Origin of the sequence: Sporosarcina sp. P34, assembly GCF_002743375.1 — a bacterium.
In the GTDB taxonomy this organism is placed as follows: Bacteria; Bacillota; Bacilli; order Bacillales_A; family Planococcaceae; genus Sporosarcina.
The window spans coordinates 1-14,101 of record NZ_PDZC01000020.1; the positions used below are offsets into that span (position 1 = coordinate 1).

Genomic DNA, 14,101 nt, shown 5'->3' on the forward strand with positions numbered 1-14,101 from the left:
CCCACGTGTTACTCACCCGTCCGCCGCTAACTGAAGGAAGCAAGCTTCCAACAGTTCGCTCGACTTGCATGTATTAGGCATGCCGCCAGCGTTCGTCCTGAGCCAGGATCAAACTCTCCATAATACTAGTTGACAATATGCCGCAGATTGCGTTGTCAGTTTCACTCACTCAGTCGGTCACGTACCTAAGTACGCTCCCTCTTTCGCTCGGTCACTTCCTAGCACTCCCCAACATCTCGTCAATCAGTTACATGAAAAATCGATTAGCTCGAGTTTCATTTGCTGGCATCAATTAAGATACTCATTTTGTTTGTGTCACCGTTAGGCGCACAAATTGTATTTCGTTAACGTTTTGCTGTTCAGTTTTCAAGGTTCGTGTTTTTGTGTTCTGCGCTTCTTGTAAAAGCAACTTCTCTAATATAACTCATCTTGCATTCATTCGTCAAGTCTTTTTTTTAAATTCTTTTTTCGAATGTTTGGTGTACGCTGTTAGAACGTTTGCCCCAAGCGACATTTACTATAATAACATGACGCCAAAGAATAAGTCAACAACTATTTCAATAAAAATTGTAGAGCGATCATAGAATCGCTCTATGACAGCTACCGAGCTCTTATAATACGGTACTCTCTATGAAATAGCAAGTCATTTTTAGATGGTACTTGTGTAATTTCAATTAGATGTTTGTCCGCTAAATACTCGATGAAGAACTCTAAATCCGAAGAATACAACGCCAGCTCGTCCTGTTCATGCAATTGTTGAACGGTCCATGATTCCTTTTTACCCATTATCGTCAACAAATGCGCAGCTGCTTCATTCGTATAGTTATGGATGAAGAACTCACTAGCCAAGAATACCAAATCCAAACGCTTCCCTAATTCCTCTTCACTGCCAATCAGTTCTTCATATAACTTAAAAACAGCTGGATCTATTTTCTTCATTTGTGCCCAGACAGTGTTTTCCGGTAGGACGTTACGTTTAACAGCAACGAACCTAGCTAGATGATGCAATGTTTTGATCGCGTATAGATAGGAATCCATATATTGTTTTCTTTCGAAATGAATTTTTCCTTCATTATAAGCACGAATTATCTTAGCCATTTCCATTCCCATTTTAATATCCCGACCAAACAACGGCTCTTCTGATAAACGTTCTTTCAGTCGTTCCACATATTCATCACGGTCAAAAAACACTTTTCCAAGGATAAGCCAATCGATGATTTTCTTGTTCGTCCCTACAAGCAGCCAATGCGTTAATTGTCGTTCACTAATGATGTGCATAGCTGCCTTACGTCTGCCATCTGTATAATGTTTTGTCTGAATGGGTATCTCATTGTTTGAGGTAATAATAAATAAGATTTCATCAAAGGTATCAGTGATCGGGTCGTCTTCTCTTTGATTACCAATGAGAAGTACGCTTAATGTCTCAGGTAAACTTGCTCTCTCTTGATACACCGGCCGTAGCATTTGCTCCACTTTCTCGCCTCCCAAGTTTTCTATATACCGTTTCGAATACTCTAATTCGACGAATTTCACATAATATCCTTTATTTTAAAGGGAGTTTATACTGCAATTAAATAATAATATGATATATTAGGTGAGGATAGCGTTAGGAGGAAATTTAAGATGAAGCCTTACAAAAATAAAATAAATCGAATTCGATCATTTGCCTTGGCACTTATTTTCATTGGCGTTGTCATTATGTACATCGGAATCTTTTTCCGTTCCAATGAAATTGTCATGCTGATCTTTATGTTCTTAGGAATGCTTGCCATTATCGGTAGTACAGTAGTGTACGCGTGGATTGGTACTTTATCGACACGGGCTATACGTGTACAATGTCCGAATTGCGGTAAGCATACTAAAGTGCTCGGACGGGTTGATATGTGTGGACATTGCCGCGAGCCATTAACACTTGACCCAAACCTTGAAGGTAAAGAATTCGACATCGCGTATAATAAAAAAGTGAAGCAAGAAAAATAATACTAAATAAAAGAGTGTAACCCCAGTGGGCTACACTCTTTTATTTTGCTTGATTTTGTTGCGTCGCTGCACAGTCAGGACAAGTTCCATATACTTCCAGTCGATGTGAATTTACTTGGAACCCGGTGACATGCGCTGCAAGCCGTTCTACTTCTTCCAGACCAGGATGATAGAAATCTACGATTTTTCCACAATCGTCACAAATAATATGGTAATGATCATGTGTCACAAAATCAAAACGACTCGATGCATCTCCATACGTCAACTCTTTTACTAATCCAGAGTTTTGGAATACACGCAAGTTGTTATAAACTGTAGCCACACTCATATTAGGAAAATCTTCTTCTAGCGCTTTATAGATTTCATCAGCAGTTGGATGTGAATGGGATGTGATTAAATACTCGAGAATCGCATGTCGTTGCGGAGTAATTCTCACACCACTTTCTTTCAATGTTACTAATGCATCTTTTAAGAACACTCCAGGCATCGTAATGCACCTCACTTCATAAGGATTACTTCTTTATAATCATTATAATTAGTTTACTCAACTATGAGGTGTATTGTCAACTATTCTGCCGGTAATGCTACATTAATAGCCTCTTGACAAATCCACTTGATTGACGAGATCTTGATCTCCTACCACCCATTTCTCAAGATTCGTATCCATAATGTCTAAAGACCGTCTAATGTATTGGTCTGACAGACTGGACATATGAGGGGATACCGTACAGTTCGGCAACTCCCAAAATGGACTATCCTTAGGTAACGGCTCTGTTTCAAAGACATCAAGCACCGCATGACGGATTTCATTTTGTTTTAATGCATCCAATACATACTGCTCTTTTACTGCATCTCCCCTGCCCACATTCATAAAAACAGCCGTCTCTTTCATGGCACGGAAATGTTCCGGTTGATAAATCCAACGTGTTTGAGGAGTGCTTGGCAATATAGAAATCACATAATCGGCGTGAGGAAGTTTTTCAATAATTTCATCTAAAGAAATCGTTTCATTCATATAAGGACTTGAATGACCTGAACGGTTACATCCGATTGTATATACATGAAATGCCTGTAGAAGCCTTCCGATTTCTCCTCCTATAGCTCCCGTTCCTACTATTAAAGCCGTGGAGTGATTCATTTCACCAGGCAAAGAGTCTACCGCCCATTTTTTCTCCGTCTCTCTTTTATAGATATCTGGCAATCCCCTTTCAAGAGATAGCAAATGTGCCAGTACGGATTCGGCTAACGGCATTTTATGAACCCCGTGGGAATTAGTGACTAGAACACCTCGCGCCTGAAGCGCTTCGCTCGGCAATGTATCGACTCCTACAGCCGCAACCATGACCCATTTCAATTTAGGGGCTTTTTCGACATGTTCTGATGTCAAATCCCCACCATCTGTCACGATTACTTCTATATCCTCTAATGAAGCTTCATCAATATTTGTCGTATACAAAAATTCGACTTTCGGATACTTATCTTTCAATTGCTCTTTAAATGAGGTTTTAATCTTAAATGTGAATAATATCTTCATATTACATACCTCCTAGTTCGTCAGTTGCTCCAAAGTCGCGAGTGCATCTGCCACATGACCTTTCACACGAACCTTCCTCCATTCTTTCACTACAGTACCCGTTGGATCAATTAAGAATGTAGATCGCTCTATTCCCATATACTCTTTACCGAAGTTCTTTTTCAGCTTCCACACACCATATTGTTCAGCCACTACATGGTCTTCATCTACTAATAAAGAAAATGGCAAGCCGTGCTTCGCGATAAACTTTTGATGGGAAGCCGCATGGTCAGGACTGACACCCAGCACTACAGCATTTAACCCTTCAAAATCCGCTTGCGCATCACGAAAATCACAAGCCTCTGTCGTACAGCCAGGTGTTGAGTCTTTTGGATAAAAGTATAACACTACGTATTTCTTTCCTTTAAATTGATCTAATGAAACTATCTCACCATTTTCATTTGCTAACGAAAATGCTGGTGCTTGTTTTCCTTCTAATTTTTCCATTGGGAATCCTCCTTTAATATATCGACGAATAGCGTACTTCGATCTCTCCCTACTTATCGTATCGGAAGTATTTGAATTTTACAATTTACCAATACTTCACTCTGAAAGTAGAGACTTCACTTGAATTAATGCTAAAATGGATAACGTATAATTGATTTGGAGGAATTAACTAATGAACCGAAAAAATTCAGAAGCAATCTATGCTGAAGCATGTGAACATATTGTGGGTGGCGTCAACAGCCCTGCCCGTGCTTACGGAGCCGTTGGCGGAGGTGCACCTACTGTCATGGAACGTGCAGAAGGCGCTTATATCTATGATGTAGATGGCAATCGCTATATTGACTACTTGGGGGCATACGGTCCGATCATTACAGGACATGCGCACCCTCACATAACCAAAGCCATTACGAAGGCAGCGGAAACAGGCGTATTGTACGGTACACCTACACGCCACGAAGTACAATTTGCCAAAATGTTAAAAGAGGCTATTCCAGGAATGGATAAAGTCCGCTTTGTGAATTCAGGTACTGAGGCTGTCATGACAACAATTCGTGTAGCAAGGGCATATACTGGACGTACGAAAATTATGAAGTTTGCGGGTTGCTATCACGGCCATTCGGATCTTGTATTAGTAGCTGCCGGATCAGGTCCTGCTACATTAGGCACACCAGATTCTGCAGGCGTACCTTCTTCTATCGCGGAAGAGGTCATTACCATTCCGTTTAATGATCCCGAAAGCTATAAAGCAGCGATGGAACAATGGGGTGATGAACTTGCTTGTATTCTAATCGAACCGATTGTCGGGAACTTTGGTATTGTCGAGCCGAATGAAGGTTTCTTGGAACTCGTTCATGATGTGGCAAAAGAGCATGGTGTTTTGACTATCTATGATGAAGTCATTACAGCGTTCCGTTTTCATTACGGTGCGGCACAGACGTTACTCGGACTTCAACCGGATTTAACAGCATTCGGAAAAATTATCGGTGGCGGCTTGCCGATCGGTGCTTATGGCGGTAAAAAAGAAATCATGGAACAAGTCGCTCCACTCGGCCCTGCCTATCAAGCTGGAACAATGGCGGGAAATCCTGCATCTATGCTTTCAGGAATTGCGTGTCTTGAAGTACTTCAAGAACCAGGTATCTATGATGAGATGGATCGCTTGGGCGGTTTACTTGAAGATGGCATACTAAAGTTGGCTAAAAAACACCGTGTCCAATTGACGACTAATCGTCTAGGGGGGGCACTTACGTTGTTCTTCACAGACGTCAAAGTGGAAAACTATAAGCAAGCTGAAGCGACAGACGGAGAAATCTTCGGCCGTTTCTTTAAAGAGATGTTGAATAACGGTATCAACTTAGCACCATCAAAGTATGAGGCATGGTTCTTAACTTCTGCTCATACCGAATCAGATATAAACGAAACACTTGAAGCAGTAGAACGTGCATTTAAAGCACTTTGAAATAGAACAATTGACCGCTTTATGCGTATATTGTAAAGTTAGCATAAAAAAGCTCTTAGGAAAGGAATTACCCAATGAAACTTGGTGCCCGCATCTTTAAGACGGGTATTGCGATTGTATTTGCTCTGTTTCTCGCAAATTTACTAGAATTACCTACAGCAGTGTTCGCAGGTATTGCAGCTATTTTCGCAATCCAACCCTCTATTTACAGATCATACTTAACAATAGTGGAACAGTTGCAAGGTAATTTAATCGGTGCCACTATAGCAGTCTTATTCACACTTATCTTCGGGCCACAATTGATAATTGTCGGTTTGGCAGCTGTTATCGTCATGACGATTATGTTGAAACTCGGACTTGAAAAGTCTATGTCACTTGCACTCGTCACGATGATTGCAGTGATGGAGGTTAAAGACGACGCCTTTTTAACATTTGCCCTTTTACGTGTAGGTACAATTTTGGTAGGTGTACTAGCGGCATTCATCGTGAATCTAGTATTTATGCCACCAAAATATGAAACAAAATTGTTCCAGGCGATTCATCAAGCACAAGATGAAATTATTCGTTGGACGCGTCTAGCTGGTCGTCAGGCTTCGGAACACACAGCCATGAAGAAATCACTAAGTAAGTTAAAGGAACGCCTAATACAAATTGATCAGCTGTACTTATTATTTAAAGAAGAGCGCAGCTACTTCAAAAAAACTTCTGCCGCAAAAGCGAGACGGCTTGTTGTCTATCGCCAATTGATCGGGACAACTAGGAGTAGTTACGACGTGCTAAAGAGGCTGCATAAGTTTGAAAATGAACTCATCAATCTCCCAGAGCACTTTCGAATGATGATTCAGGAGCGTCTAGAATCATTACTCGTCTATCATGAACAGCTTCATCTGAAATTTGTCGGTAAGTTAAAGGCGGATTTCGACGAGGAAGAAACCCATAGTGAGTTTATTCAACGACAAGAAGTGATGAATATTTTCGTAAAGGAAATTGCGATTACTAATGAGGAAGAGGAATTCTCTTCCTATCACTTACTTCATGTCCTATCTGCTATCCTGAATTACGAGGAACAGCTGGAGCATCTGGATACCTTGATCACTTCTTATCAAACACGATATGAAGATGAAGAAAATATTCTTGAAGATGAATTTTATTAATAAAACGGCGGAGGACTTATATAGTCCACCGCCGTTTTTGTTTGTATAAATAGTTTATATACATAGCCGAAGTTCATTTGCCAAATAGTTCGGATTGCCGTTACAGACTCATACTATTTCTCTAGCATCGACCCTTTTATCCCCCAAGTTCTTGGCGGTTGAACAAACTAGCGTACGTGCCGTTTAGTTTCATCAACTCCGAATGAGTACCAGATTCTTTCAAGTCCCCATGATCTATTACATAAATACAATCCGCATGTGTAATGGTAGATAAGCGATGTGCGACAATTAGCGTCGTGCGATTGTGGGCCAAGCGTTCTAAAGAATCTTGGATGAGTGCTTCGCTTTCTAAATCCAAGGCTGAAGTTGCTTCATCCAAGATGAGCAATGCCGGGTTTTTAAGGAAAACGCGGGCAATGGAGATACGTTGCTTCTGTCCACCAGACAACTTCACGCCACGCTCTCCTACCCTTGTCTCATATCCTTCACTCAGCATTTCAATGAAGTCATGCGCATTCGCGGCTTTCGCTGCAGCGATTACTTCTTTGTCTGTCGCATCCGGTTTCCCCATCAAAATATTACTTTTGACAGAATCGCTAAATAGAATGGAATCTTGAAGTACCATACCGATCTGATCACGAAGCGATTTAACCTTTACGTCACGAATATCATAACCGTCGATGCGAATAGCACCCGATGTAACATCGTAAAATCGCGGAATCAAACTGATAATAGTCGATTTTCCTCCCCCACTCATTCCTACAAGTGCAGCCGTTTCGCCAGGGCGGATGTTCAAACTAATATTTGTCAGTACTTCATCTTCCTCATATGCAAAGCTGACACGATCAAACTCAATCTTCCCTGCAATCGTTGGTAAAGTTTTTGCATCCTTTTTATCGACCACGTCATATTTTTCGTTCATTAAGTCCAGTACTCTGTCCATCGAAGCAAATGATTGCGTCAAGGATGTGGATGAATTTACAAGACGACGTAACGGTGAGTAGAGTCTTTCGATGAAAGCAATAAAAGCAACCATCGTTCCAACTGTTAAAGAACCATTGATTACTTGATAACCAGCATAGCCAATAACGAGTAACGGAGCCACATCGGTAATCGTATTGACAACTGCAAATGCTTTGGCATTCCAGCGTGTATGTTCAATTGCCCGGTCAAGAAATTTATTGTTTACTTCATCAAAACGTTCCTGCTCTTTGTCTTCGATTGCAAAACTTTTAATAATACTGACACCCGCTACCCGCTCATGTAAATAACTTTGTACATCAGCAAGTGCTTGGGATCGTTTGCGTGTTAGTTGACGCAATTTACCGAAGAAATGCTTGACGCTAAACGCATAAAACGGAAATGCGAGCAATGTAACGAGTGTCAGCTCCACATCCAGAGTCAACATGATAGCGATTGCAATTATAATGGTAGCCAAGTCAAGCCAGACATTCATCAAACCAATCATGACGAAGTTTTTTGTCTGTTCTACGTCATTTATTACTCGAGAAATTACTTCACCTGCACGTGTATTGGAATAGAAACGAAGTCCAAGCTTTTGCAAATGACTATAAAGTGATTTTCGGATATCGAACAAAATTTTATTACTCACTAATTGTGCATAGTATTGACGATAATATTCTACAGGTGGACGGATCAAGAAGAACACAATGATCGTGCCACCGAGCCAATAAAATAATTGCCTTGTTTTATCAGAATCACTTAATGTCGGCGACCCAATAATATTATCAATCACAATTTTAATTAATAATGGTAAAAACAATGGAATAATAAACTTCACAACACCAATGAGAACTGTGAAGGCAATTTGCCAGTTATAAGGCTTTACGAATTGAAGATAACGTTTAATACTCTCGCCCATTCTGTTCCTCCTACTAAAAAAACCTGACTTGCACGAATGCAAGCAGGTCTAGCTTTGTTCTTCTTGAATTTGCTTATAAAATTCATAACGCGAGGTCCAGACATCAATGAAATCAGGAGCAAATGGACCTTTCCTTTGTTTGATCCAGCCAAGAAGCTTCTTTAAGTTATCCTGCAAGATTAAATCGATAACTTCCGGATAATGCATTTGACGCTTATGATCCGCATATTCGTCTTCATCAAGAATCAAATAGCTCATATCAGGAAACACTTTTACATCCAAGTCATAATCGATATACTTCAAGTACTTTTCATCGTAAACGAATGGTGAACTCATGTTGACATAATAGTAGACACCATCTTCACGTAGCATACAAATGATATTAAACCAGTTTTCCGCATGAAAATAGCAGATTGATGGTTCACGTGTTAGCCAAGTACGACCATCAGACTCTGTTACGAGCGTGCGTTCATTGCCACCGATAATAATATTGCGTGTGCCTTTTAATACGAGTGTCTCTTGCCAGACACGATGAATTTTGCCGTTATGTTTGTAGCTGTGTATCTGTACCGTTTCTCCTTCTTTTGGAATCGCCATTTTTATACCACCTTTGAGCCTTACCGCTCTTGCTATTCGTCTATTATACCAACAGCTTTCCAAAATTTAAAACGATTCAACCATCTATTTCATAATTGATTGAATACAGTAGGACCACGGCATGTTTTTTCACACAAGAAAACCGGTAGAAATGGCTTATAACAGCCTTTTCTACCGGTCGTCGATGTCTAACGCTTAGTTTGAACCTTTAAACTGGTTCGCGCGCGCTCCTGAAGCTTTTTGTTTGTTTGCTTCTGCTTTGTTGATTTGTTGTTTCACTTCATTGACATCTGTTTCAGATCCGAACTCCTCGTTCATGGAGGACTGCATCGCTTGTGAAGAAGACTGCATGTTCATTGCAGATTGCGCGTTTTGCTGACGAACTTGATTAACGTCCGTCTCGGAAGCGAACTCTTCATTCATCGATGATTGCGCATTTTGTTTCTTCACTTGGTTCGCATCTGTCATAGATGGGTTTTGCTGTGAATTTCGATTTGATTGGTTTGGCATGTTTTATTCACCTCCGTACTCACTATGATGTCCTATAAGTGAGGAATTTATTCACGGTAGGTTCTAAAGTTTTTACCATTCCAGCAAGTCGATAATTTTCAGGACAGGTTTTGACTTTGGCAATGCTTCAACTTCCTCTTTAGTAAAGAACTGCACATCACCTTCTGGATGCGACTCTTCCAATTGTGCACGATACACATGAATATTCCATGTGATATGAGAAAACACATGAAGGACATGTGGTAACTCTTGAATATGATTTAATTTCAATCCACTCTCTTTTTCAAATGTTTCCACTGCAGAAGCTTCCTGAAGTTCGATCATTGGAAATTCCCAAAGACTAGCAAGAAGTCCTGTACTTGGACGTTTTTGCAACAGCCATTCGCCATCTTTATTTTGAATCGCGAAAGCAGCCATCGTGATATGCTTCATTTTTTGTTTTTTTATCTTAATTGGCAATTGCCGTTGTTTTCCTTCTTCAAAGGCGATACAAAATTCCCTAACGGGGCATAATAAACAATGTGGATTCGGCGTACAAATTGTAGCACCCAGTTCCATAAGTGCCTGGTTGAAGGAAGATGGATTCTCTTCTGAAATTAATTGCATCACAGCTTGTTCAAATAACTTTTTATTACGCGGCAATGCGATATCTTCTTCAATTAATAAAATTCTCGACAAAACCCGCATAACATTCCCGTCTACTGCATGTTCAGGTACGCCATAGGCAATACTTAAGATAGCACCTGCCGTATAGGGTCCCACACCTTTTAAAGTAGAAATTTCTTTTCGGTTATTAGGGACTTTACCACCATATGTTTCAACAACTTCCCTCACGCCCGACTGCAAATTACGTACTCTGGAGTAATATCCTAGTCCTTCCCACATTTTCAAGATATCTTCTTCAGGTGCATCTGAAAGATCTTGCATCGTAGGAAACTTTTCAATAAAACGCTCATAATACGGTATTACAGTATCTACTCGTGTCTGTTGTAACATCACTTCCGAAATCCAAATATAGTATGGATTGTCCGTCCTTCTCCAGGGTAAGTCCCGTTTTTCAGCTTCATACCAATTTAATAACGCGTCTTGGAATGCCTTCTTTTGTTCAATAATTTGCATAGAGACCTCGCTTCTTCATGTAAATACTTTTAGTTATGATAATAAAGGGTATATAATTATAGATAGTATACAACTCTTCCAATAAAGGAGTGATGATTTGGATACAGGTACACATATTGCTATGGGTGTTGCGATCAGTGGATTGGCTCTTGCCGACTCAGTCGTAGCAACTGAACCGGCCACAATGGGCGCCGTTTTTGCGGGTATTATGATCGGGTCATTAATTCCTGACATAGATACGGTATTGAAGCTTCGAAACAACGCTGTCTATTTACGTAATCACCGCGGTATTACGCATTCGGTTCCAGCTGTAATGTTATGGCCGTTGCTGATTTCCATACTGTTGACGATCTTTGTTCCTGGCGCCATTTTCTTTCATGTCTGGGCTTGGACATTTTTAGCGGTATTCACACATGTGTTTGTGGATATCTTTAACTCCTATGGCACACAAGCCCTTCGACCATTTTCTCAAAAGTGGGTTGCTATAGGAGTCATTAATACATTTGATCCAATTATTTTCGGACTCCATGTAATTGCGATCCTGGCATGGGTGTTCGGTGCACCCCCAGTCTTTACGATGTCTATATTGTACGTCGTCATCTTCTTCTATTACCTATTGCGCTTCGCGGTTAAAAGCGCAGTGAAGAACGCAGTGAAGAAGACGATTCCAAACGCAACGCATATATTTACTGCACCCACGATGAACTTTTTTCAGTGGCGAATTGCTGCTACGACAGACGTCGATCATTTTGTAGGACGAGCATACGGACGTTCCATCACAATCTACGAACGATTCGAGCGCGAAGTGATGCCGATGTCACCCGAAGTTGAAGTGGCATTAGAAGATCCGAACATGCAGGCTTTCACTTCATTTTCACCGCTGTATCGTTGGTCGATTTCGGAAGAAGGCCATATTTACGAAGTTCGTTTAATTGATTTGCGTTATCGAAGTAAGGGTTACTACCCATTCGTTGCAGTCGCCCACGTGAATGAAGACTTGGAGGTAGTCAATTCCTATACAGGATGGATATTCTCTGAAGAAAAGTTGCGTAAAAAGCTTAATTTCGCTCCAAACAACTAAAGAACGTTCGTGCAGTATTGCACGAGCGCTCTTTTCTGTTTATTTTCCACTTTTTATATCTTTCAACATAGCGAGGGGCAATGCTTCTTCCGCTCTCTCGCCACCTAAGCGATAGCCCCAAGCGAACAATCCTTTGAGGTAATCGACTTGAAAGAAGACTCCATCGTCCCCTTCAATGCGGTACATCTCGCCTGGCTTGATGCTAGCTGGATCTACAAGATAAGATTGTACAAGAACTGCCTTTCTTTGGTGAACTGCATATTCGCTGATCATCCCCATCTGTTCTGCCTTACGTGCTTTTTCCATTAGATTGGCGATTTCGCTACGTAATTCGTTTTCATTCATATCACTATAATGTTTTTCAGTACTCATCTTCTTCATTCCTTTTCTGTTCAATAAATTGATCGATTTGACTAAGTGGAATGCCCTTTTGATACATAGATTGCTTCACGCGCTGTCTAAGATCGGATCCTGAGTATTTGCTTTGGTACCGTCTCCACGCTTTCTCGCCAAATGTAGACGTGATGTCGGACCATTCATCTTCATCACGTTCGATTGTTACATTGCTTAGAACTTCTGCTATTTGCTGATAAGAAAAACCTTTTCTAGCTAATGTATTTTGTATTTTTTGCTTAACCTGTGCTGGTGGCTGGGAACTATTCGATCGCATCGTCTTTTCAGCCAGCTTCATAGCATTAGCCATTTGATCTTCCATTGTATATTCCTCCAATGCTTGAGTTTGCAGTTCTTTGGGTATACCTTTTTTATAGAGGGATTGCTGAATAGCTCTCGGACCTTTTAACGTACTATTTTTTTCTGTACGTACAAGAGCTTCCGAAAATGCTTCATCATTCAAAAAGCCCAGTCGTTTTAATTTCACGATAGCTTCCAGAACAACCGCTTCCCCATATTCTTTTTCAAGCAATTTCTTTTTAACTTCCATTTCACTCCGCATTCGGAATGATAAAAAATGCAATGCACGATTAAATGCCTTTTCGATCTGGTCGGAATACACAATCTCTTCCGTTGACCAATCATCCAATTCCATTCCTTTCGTGAGTTCAAATTTCACTAGGACTGTTTCATGGACACTAAATGCATATTGATCATCAAGAAAAATATTATAACGTTCGCTATCTCGTTTTTGTTGTGATATTTTGGTAATAAGCGGCACGTTTCCATCACCTACTTTATCTTAGTATACCGCTTCTAGTGATGGTGGTCAGCAATAGTGTATTAATTTTCATTAGAATGGAGGGAAACCTTTATGAAAGTGGTTATTGCAGGTGGAACTGGATTCATCGGCAGCATCCTGACTGAGAAATTGAAGGATAACGGGCATGAAGTAGTAGTTCTAACGCGTAAACCTTCATCGAAGCAGAGTGGAATTCAATATGTACAATGGTTAACCGATCATACTTCACCTGAAAATGAAGTCGGACAGGTTGATGCATTCGTCAATTTAGCAGGCGTGTCCATAGATGATAGTCGCTGGACTAAAGAACGAAAAAAGCAGATCTACGATAGCAGAATAACAGCTACGCAAGAAGTTTTGCGGATTATAAGACGACTTCCAAAGAAACCTCGCGTCCTAGTGAACGCTAGCGCAATCGGCATTTATCCTACATCACTTACTGCTGAATATACCGAAGATTCCTCTGAAGTCGGCGGTGATTTTTTAGCCAAAACGGTATACGACTGGGAGAATCTTGCCGGACAGGCAAATGAAATGGGTGTACGAACTGTATGTACCCGCTTCGGCATAGTGCTCGGTAAAGAAGGCGGAGCACTTCCACTCATTAAACTGCCCTATCAACTATTTGCAGGTGGTAAAATAGGTTCAGGTAATCAATGGTTCTCGTGGGTACACGTAGAAGACGTAGCTAGTGCAATCCTCTTCTCAATTGAGAATGAGGACGTAGAAGGTCCAGTTAACGTAGTCGCGCCGAGTCCCATGCATATGAATGCTTTTGGTAAAACGATCGGGAAAATATTGCACCGTCCACATTGGTTTCCGGTTCCAAGTTTTGCAATGAAAGTGGCTTTGGGAGAAAAGAGTATCGTCGTTTTGCAAGGTCAGCATGTACTACCAAAAAAGTTGTTGGCTAATGGCTTTACATTTACTTATCCTTCATTACGACCGGCGCTTGAAGACTTATTAAAATGATTCAAAGAGGCTGGGACATAACTAGCCAGAAGTGAGCTAAAAAAGGGTTCGATCATCGGTTTTTGATGATCGAACCCTTTTTGTATAGAAATCCTTGTATGATTTCCTATATGTTTACCTCCCTGGCAGTGT

General features: G+C 40.7%; 15 protein-coding genes and 1 rRNA gene. 5 read left to right on the forward strand and 11 right to left on the reverse strand.

Going from position 1 to position 14,101, the window contains the following annotated elements; all coding sequences use genetic code 11:
• Positions 1 to 124: ribosomal RNA gene (locus CSV63_RS16135) — 16S ribosomal RNA — on the reverse strand; the annotation flags it as partial.
• Positions 125 to 600: 476 nt separating this feature from the next.
• Positions 601 to 1,464, reverse strand: coding sequence for a nucleotidyltransferase-like protein (locus tag CSV63_RS16140; protein WP_369823875.1), 864 nt, complete (start codon positions 1,462 to 1,464; stop codon positions 601 to 603).
• Between the two features lie 159 nt (positions 1,465 to 1,623).
• Here CSV63_RS16140 and CSV63_RS16145 point away from each other — a divergent pair, with 159 nt between their 5' ends.
• A complete protein-coding gene (locus CSV63_RS16145) occupies positions 1,624 to 1,980 on the forward strand; it encodes a YgzB family protein (protein ID WP_099631794.1) in 357 nt (118 codons plus the stop codon).
• Between the two features lie 40 nt (positions 1,981 to 2,020).
• Here the strand turns inward: CSV63_RS16145 and perR are convergent, their stop codons facing one another.
• The 3 genes from perR to bcp form a co-directional block, all read right to left on the reverse strand.
• Positions 2,021 to 2,467, reverse strand: coding sequence for a peroxide-responsive transcriptional repressor PerR (gene perR / locus CSV63_RS16150; RefSeq protein ID WP_099696722.1), 447 nt, complete (start codon positions 2,465 to 2,467; stop codon positions 2,021 to 2,023).
• 102 nt (positions 2,468 to 2,569) lie between these two features.
• Positions 2,570 to 3,514 carry a D-2-hydroxyacid dehydrogenase gene (locus CSV63_RS16155; protein WP_099696723.1) on the reverse strand — a complete coding sequence of 315 codons (945 nt, stop codon included), beginning with the start codon at positions 3,512 to 3,514 and terminating at the stop codon, positions 2,570 to 2,572.
• A 12-nt stretch (positions 3,515 to 3,526) separates the two neighbouring features.
• Positions 3,527 to 4,000 carry a thioredoxin-dependent thiol peroxidase gene (gene bcp / locus CSV63_RS16160; RefSeq protein WP_099696724.1) on the reverse strand — a complete coding sequence of 158 codons (474 nt, stop codon included), beginning with the start codon at positions 3,998 to 4,000 and terminating at the stop codon, positions 3,527 to 3,529.
• A 172-nt stretch (positions 4,001 to 4,172) separates the two neighbouring features.
• Between bcp and CSV63_RS16165 the strand changes: the two genes are divergently transcribed.
• Positions 4,173 to 5,459 (forward strand): glutamate-1-semialdehyde 2,1-aminomutase, encoded by a 1,287-nt coding sequence (locus CSV63_RS16165; protein WP_099696725.1) that lies wholly within the window; start codon positions 4,173 to 4,175, stop codon positions 5,457 to 5,459.
• Between the two features lie 74 nt (positions 5,460 to 5,533).
• Complete coding sequence (locus CSV63_RS16170; protein WP_099696726.1) at positions 5,534 to 6,613, forward strand: FUSC family protein; 1,080 nt, start codon at positions 5,534 to 5,536, stop codon at positions 6,611 to 6,613.
• A gap of 136 nt (positions 6,614 to 6,749) precedes the next feature.
• On the opposite strand, the gene CSV63_RS16175 is transcribed toward CSV63_RS16170, so the two are convergent.
• From CSV63_RS16175 to mutY, 4 genes are all read right to left on the reverse strand, one after another.
• Positions 6,750 to 8,495 (reverse strand): ABC transporter ATP-binding protein, encoded by a 1,746-nt coding sequence (locus CSV63_RS16175; RefSeq protein WP_099696727.1) that lies wholly within the window; start codon positions 8,493 to 8,495, stop codon positions 6,750 to 6,752.
• 48 nt (positions 8,496 to 8,543) lie between these two features.
• Positions 8,544 to 9,092, reverse strand: a complete 549-nt coding sequence (gene ntdP, locus CSV63_RS16180; RefSeq protein ID WP_099631787.1) for a nucleoside tri-diphosphate phosphatase — start codon at positions 9,090 to 9,092, stop codon at positions 8,544 to 8,546.
• A gap of 195 nt (positions 9,093 to 9,287) precedes the next feature.
• Positions 9,288 to 9,602 carry a gamma-type small acid-soluble spore protein gene (locus CSV63_RS16185; RefSeq protein ID WP_099696728.1) on the reverse strand — a complete coding sequence of 105 codons (315 nt, stop codon included), beginning with the start codon at positions 9,600 to 9,602 and terminating at the stop codon, positions 9,288 to 9,290.
• A 72-nt stretch (positions 9,603 to 9,674) separates the two neighbouring features.
• On the reverse strand, positions 9,675 to 10,721 hold the full coding sequence (gene mutY / locus CSV63_RS16190) for an A/G-specific adenine glycosylase (protein ID WP_099696729.1): 1,047 nt from the start codon (positions 10,719 to 10,721) through the stop codon (positions 9,675 to 9,677).
• Positions 10,722 to 10,818: 97 nt separating this feature from the next.
• Here mutY and CSV63_RS16195 point away from each other — a divergent pair, with 97 nt between their 5' ends.
• Positions 10,819 to 11,802: a metal-dependent hydrolase gene (locus CSV63_RS16195; RefSeq protein ID WP_099676431.1), complete on the forward strand. Its 984-nt coding sequence runs from the start codon at positions 10,819 to 10,821 to the stop codon at positions 11,800 to 11,802.
• Between the two features lie 39 nt (positions 11,803 to 11,841).
• Here CSV63_RS16195 and CSV63_RS16200 read toward each other — a convergent pair whose 3' ends face one another.
• A complete protein-coding gene (locus tag CSV63_RS16200; protein WP_099631783.1) occupies positions 11,842 to 12,174 on the reverse strand; it encodes a YfhH family protein in 333 nt (110 codons plus the stop codon).
• Positions 12,164 to 12,976 carry a recombination regulator RecX gene (recX, locus tag CSV63_RS16205; RefSeq protein ID WP_099696730.1) on the reverse strand — a complete coding sequence of 271 codons (813 nt, stop codon included), beginning with the start codon at positions 12,974 to 12,976 and terminating at the stop codon, positions 12,164 to 12,166. Before recX ends, CSV63_RS16200 begins: the two co-directional genes overlap by 11 nt.
• 93 nt (positions 12,977 to 13,069) lie before the next feature.
• On the opposite strand from recX, the gene CSV63_RS16210 reads away from it, so the two are divergent.
• Positions 13,070 to 13,969: a TIGR01777 family oxidoreductase gene (locus CSV63_RS16210; protein WP_099696731.1), complete on the forward strand. Its 900-nt coding sequence runs from the start codon at positions 13,070 to 13,072 to the stop codon at positions 13,967 to 13,969.
• The last annotated feature ends 132 nt before the right edge of the window (positions 13,970 to 14,101 follow it).

What these genes read in the sequence shown, in the direction of transcription:
- CSV63_RS16185 (WP_099696728.1), bottom strand. Translation starts at nt 9,602, where the DNA reads ATGCCAAACCAATCAAATCGAAATTCACAGCAAAACCCATCTATGACA.
- CSV63_RS16210 (WP_099696731.1), top strand. Translation starts at nt 13,070, where the DNA reads ATGAAAGTGGTTATTGCAGGTGGAACTGGATTCATCGGCAGCATCCTG.
- CSV63_RS16155 (WP_099696723.1), bottom strand. Translation starts at nt 3,514, where the DNA reads ATGAAGATATTATTCACATTTAAGATTAAAACCTCATTTAAAGAGCAA.
- CSV63_RS16170 (WP_099696726.1), top strand. Translation starts at nt 5,534, where the DNA reads ATGAAACTTGGTGCCCGCATCTTTAAGACGGGTATTGCGATTGTATTT.
- CSV63_RS16145 (WP_099631794.1), top strand. Translation starts at nt 1,624, where the DNA reads ATGAAGCCTTACAAAAATAAAATAAATCGAATTCGATCATTTGCCTTG.
- bcp (WP_099696724.1), bottom strand. Translation starts at nt 4,000, where the DNA reads ATGGAAAAATTAGAAGGAAAACAAGCACCAGCATTTTCGTTAGCAAAT.
- perR (WP_099696722.1), bottom strand. Translation starts at nt 2,467, where the DNA reads ATGCCTGGAGTGTTCTTAAAAGATGCATTAGTAACATTGAAAGAAAGT.
- mutY (WP_099696729.1), bottom strand. Translation starts at nt 10,721, where the DNA reads ATGCAAATTATTGAACAAAAGAAGGCATTCCAAGACGCGTTATTAAAT.
- CSV63_RS16165 (WP_099696725.1), top strand. Translation starts at nt 4,173, where the DNA reads ATGAACCGAAAAAATTCAGAAGCAATCTATGCTGAAGCATGTGAACAT.
- CSV63_RS16140 (WP_369823875.1), bottom strand. Translation starts at nt 1,464, where the DNA reads ATGCTACGGCCGGTGTATCAAGAGAGAGCAAGTTTACCTGAGACATTA.
- ntdP (WP_099631787.1), bottom strand. Translation starts at nt 9,092, where the DNA reads ATGGCGATTCCAAAAGAAGGAGAAACGGTACAGATACACAGCTACAAA.
- CSV63_RS16200 (WP_099631783.1), bottom strand. Translation starts at nt 12,174, where the DNA reads ATGAGTACTGAAAAACATTATAGTGATATGAATGAAAACGAATTACGT.
- CSV63_RS16175 (WP_099696727.1), bottom strand. Translation starts at nt 8,495, where the DNA reads ATGGGCGAGAGTATTAAACGTTATCTTCAATTCGTAAAGCCTTATAAC.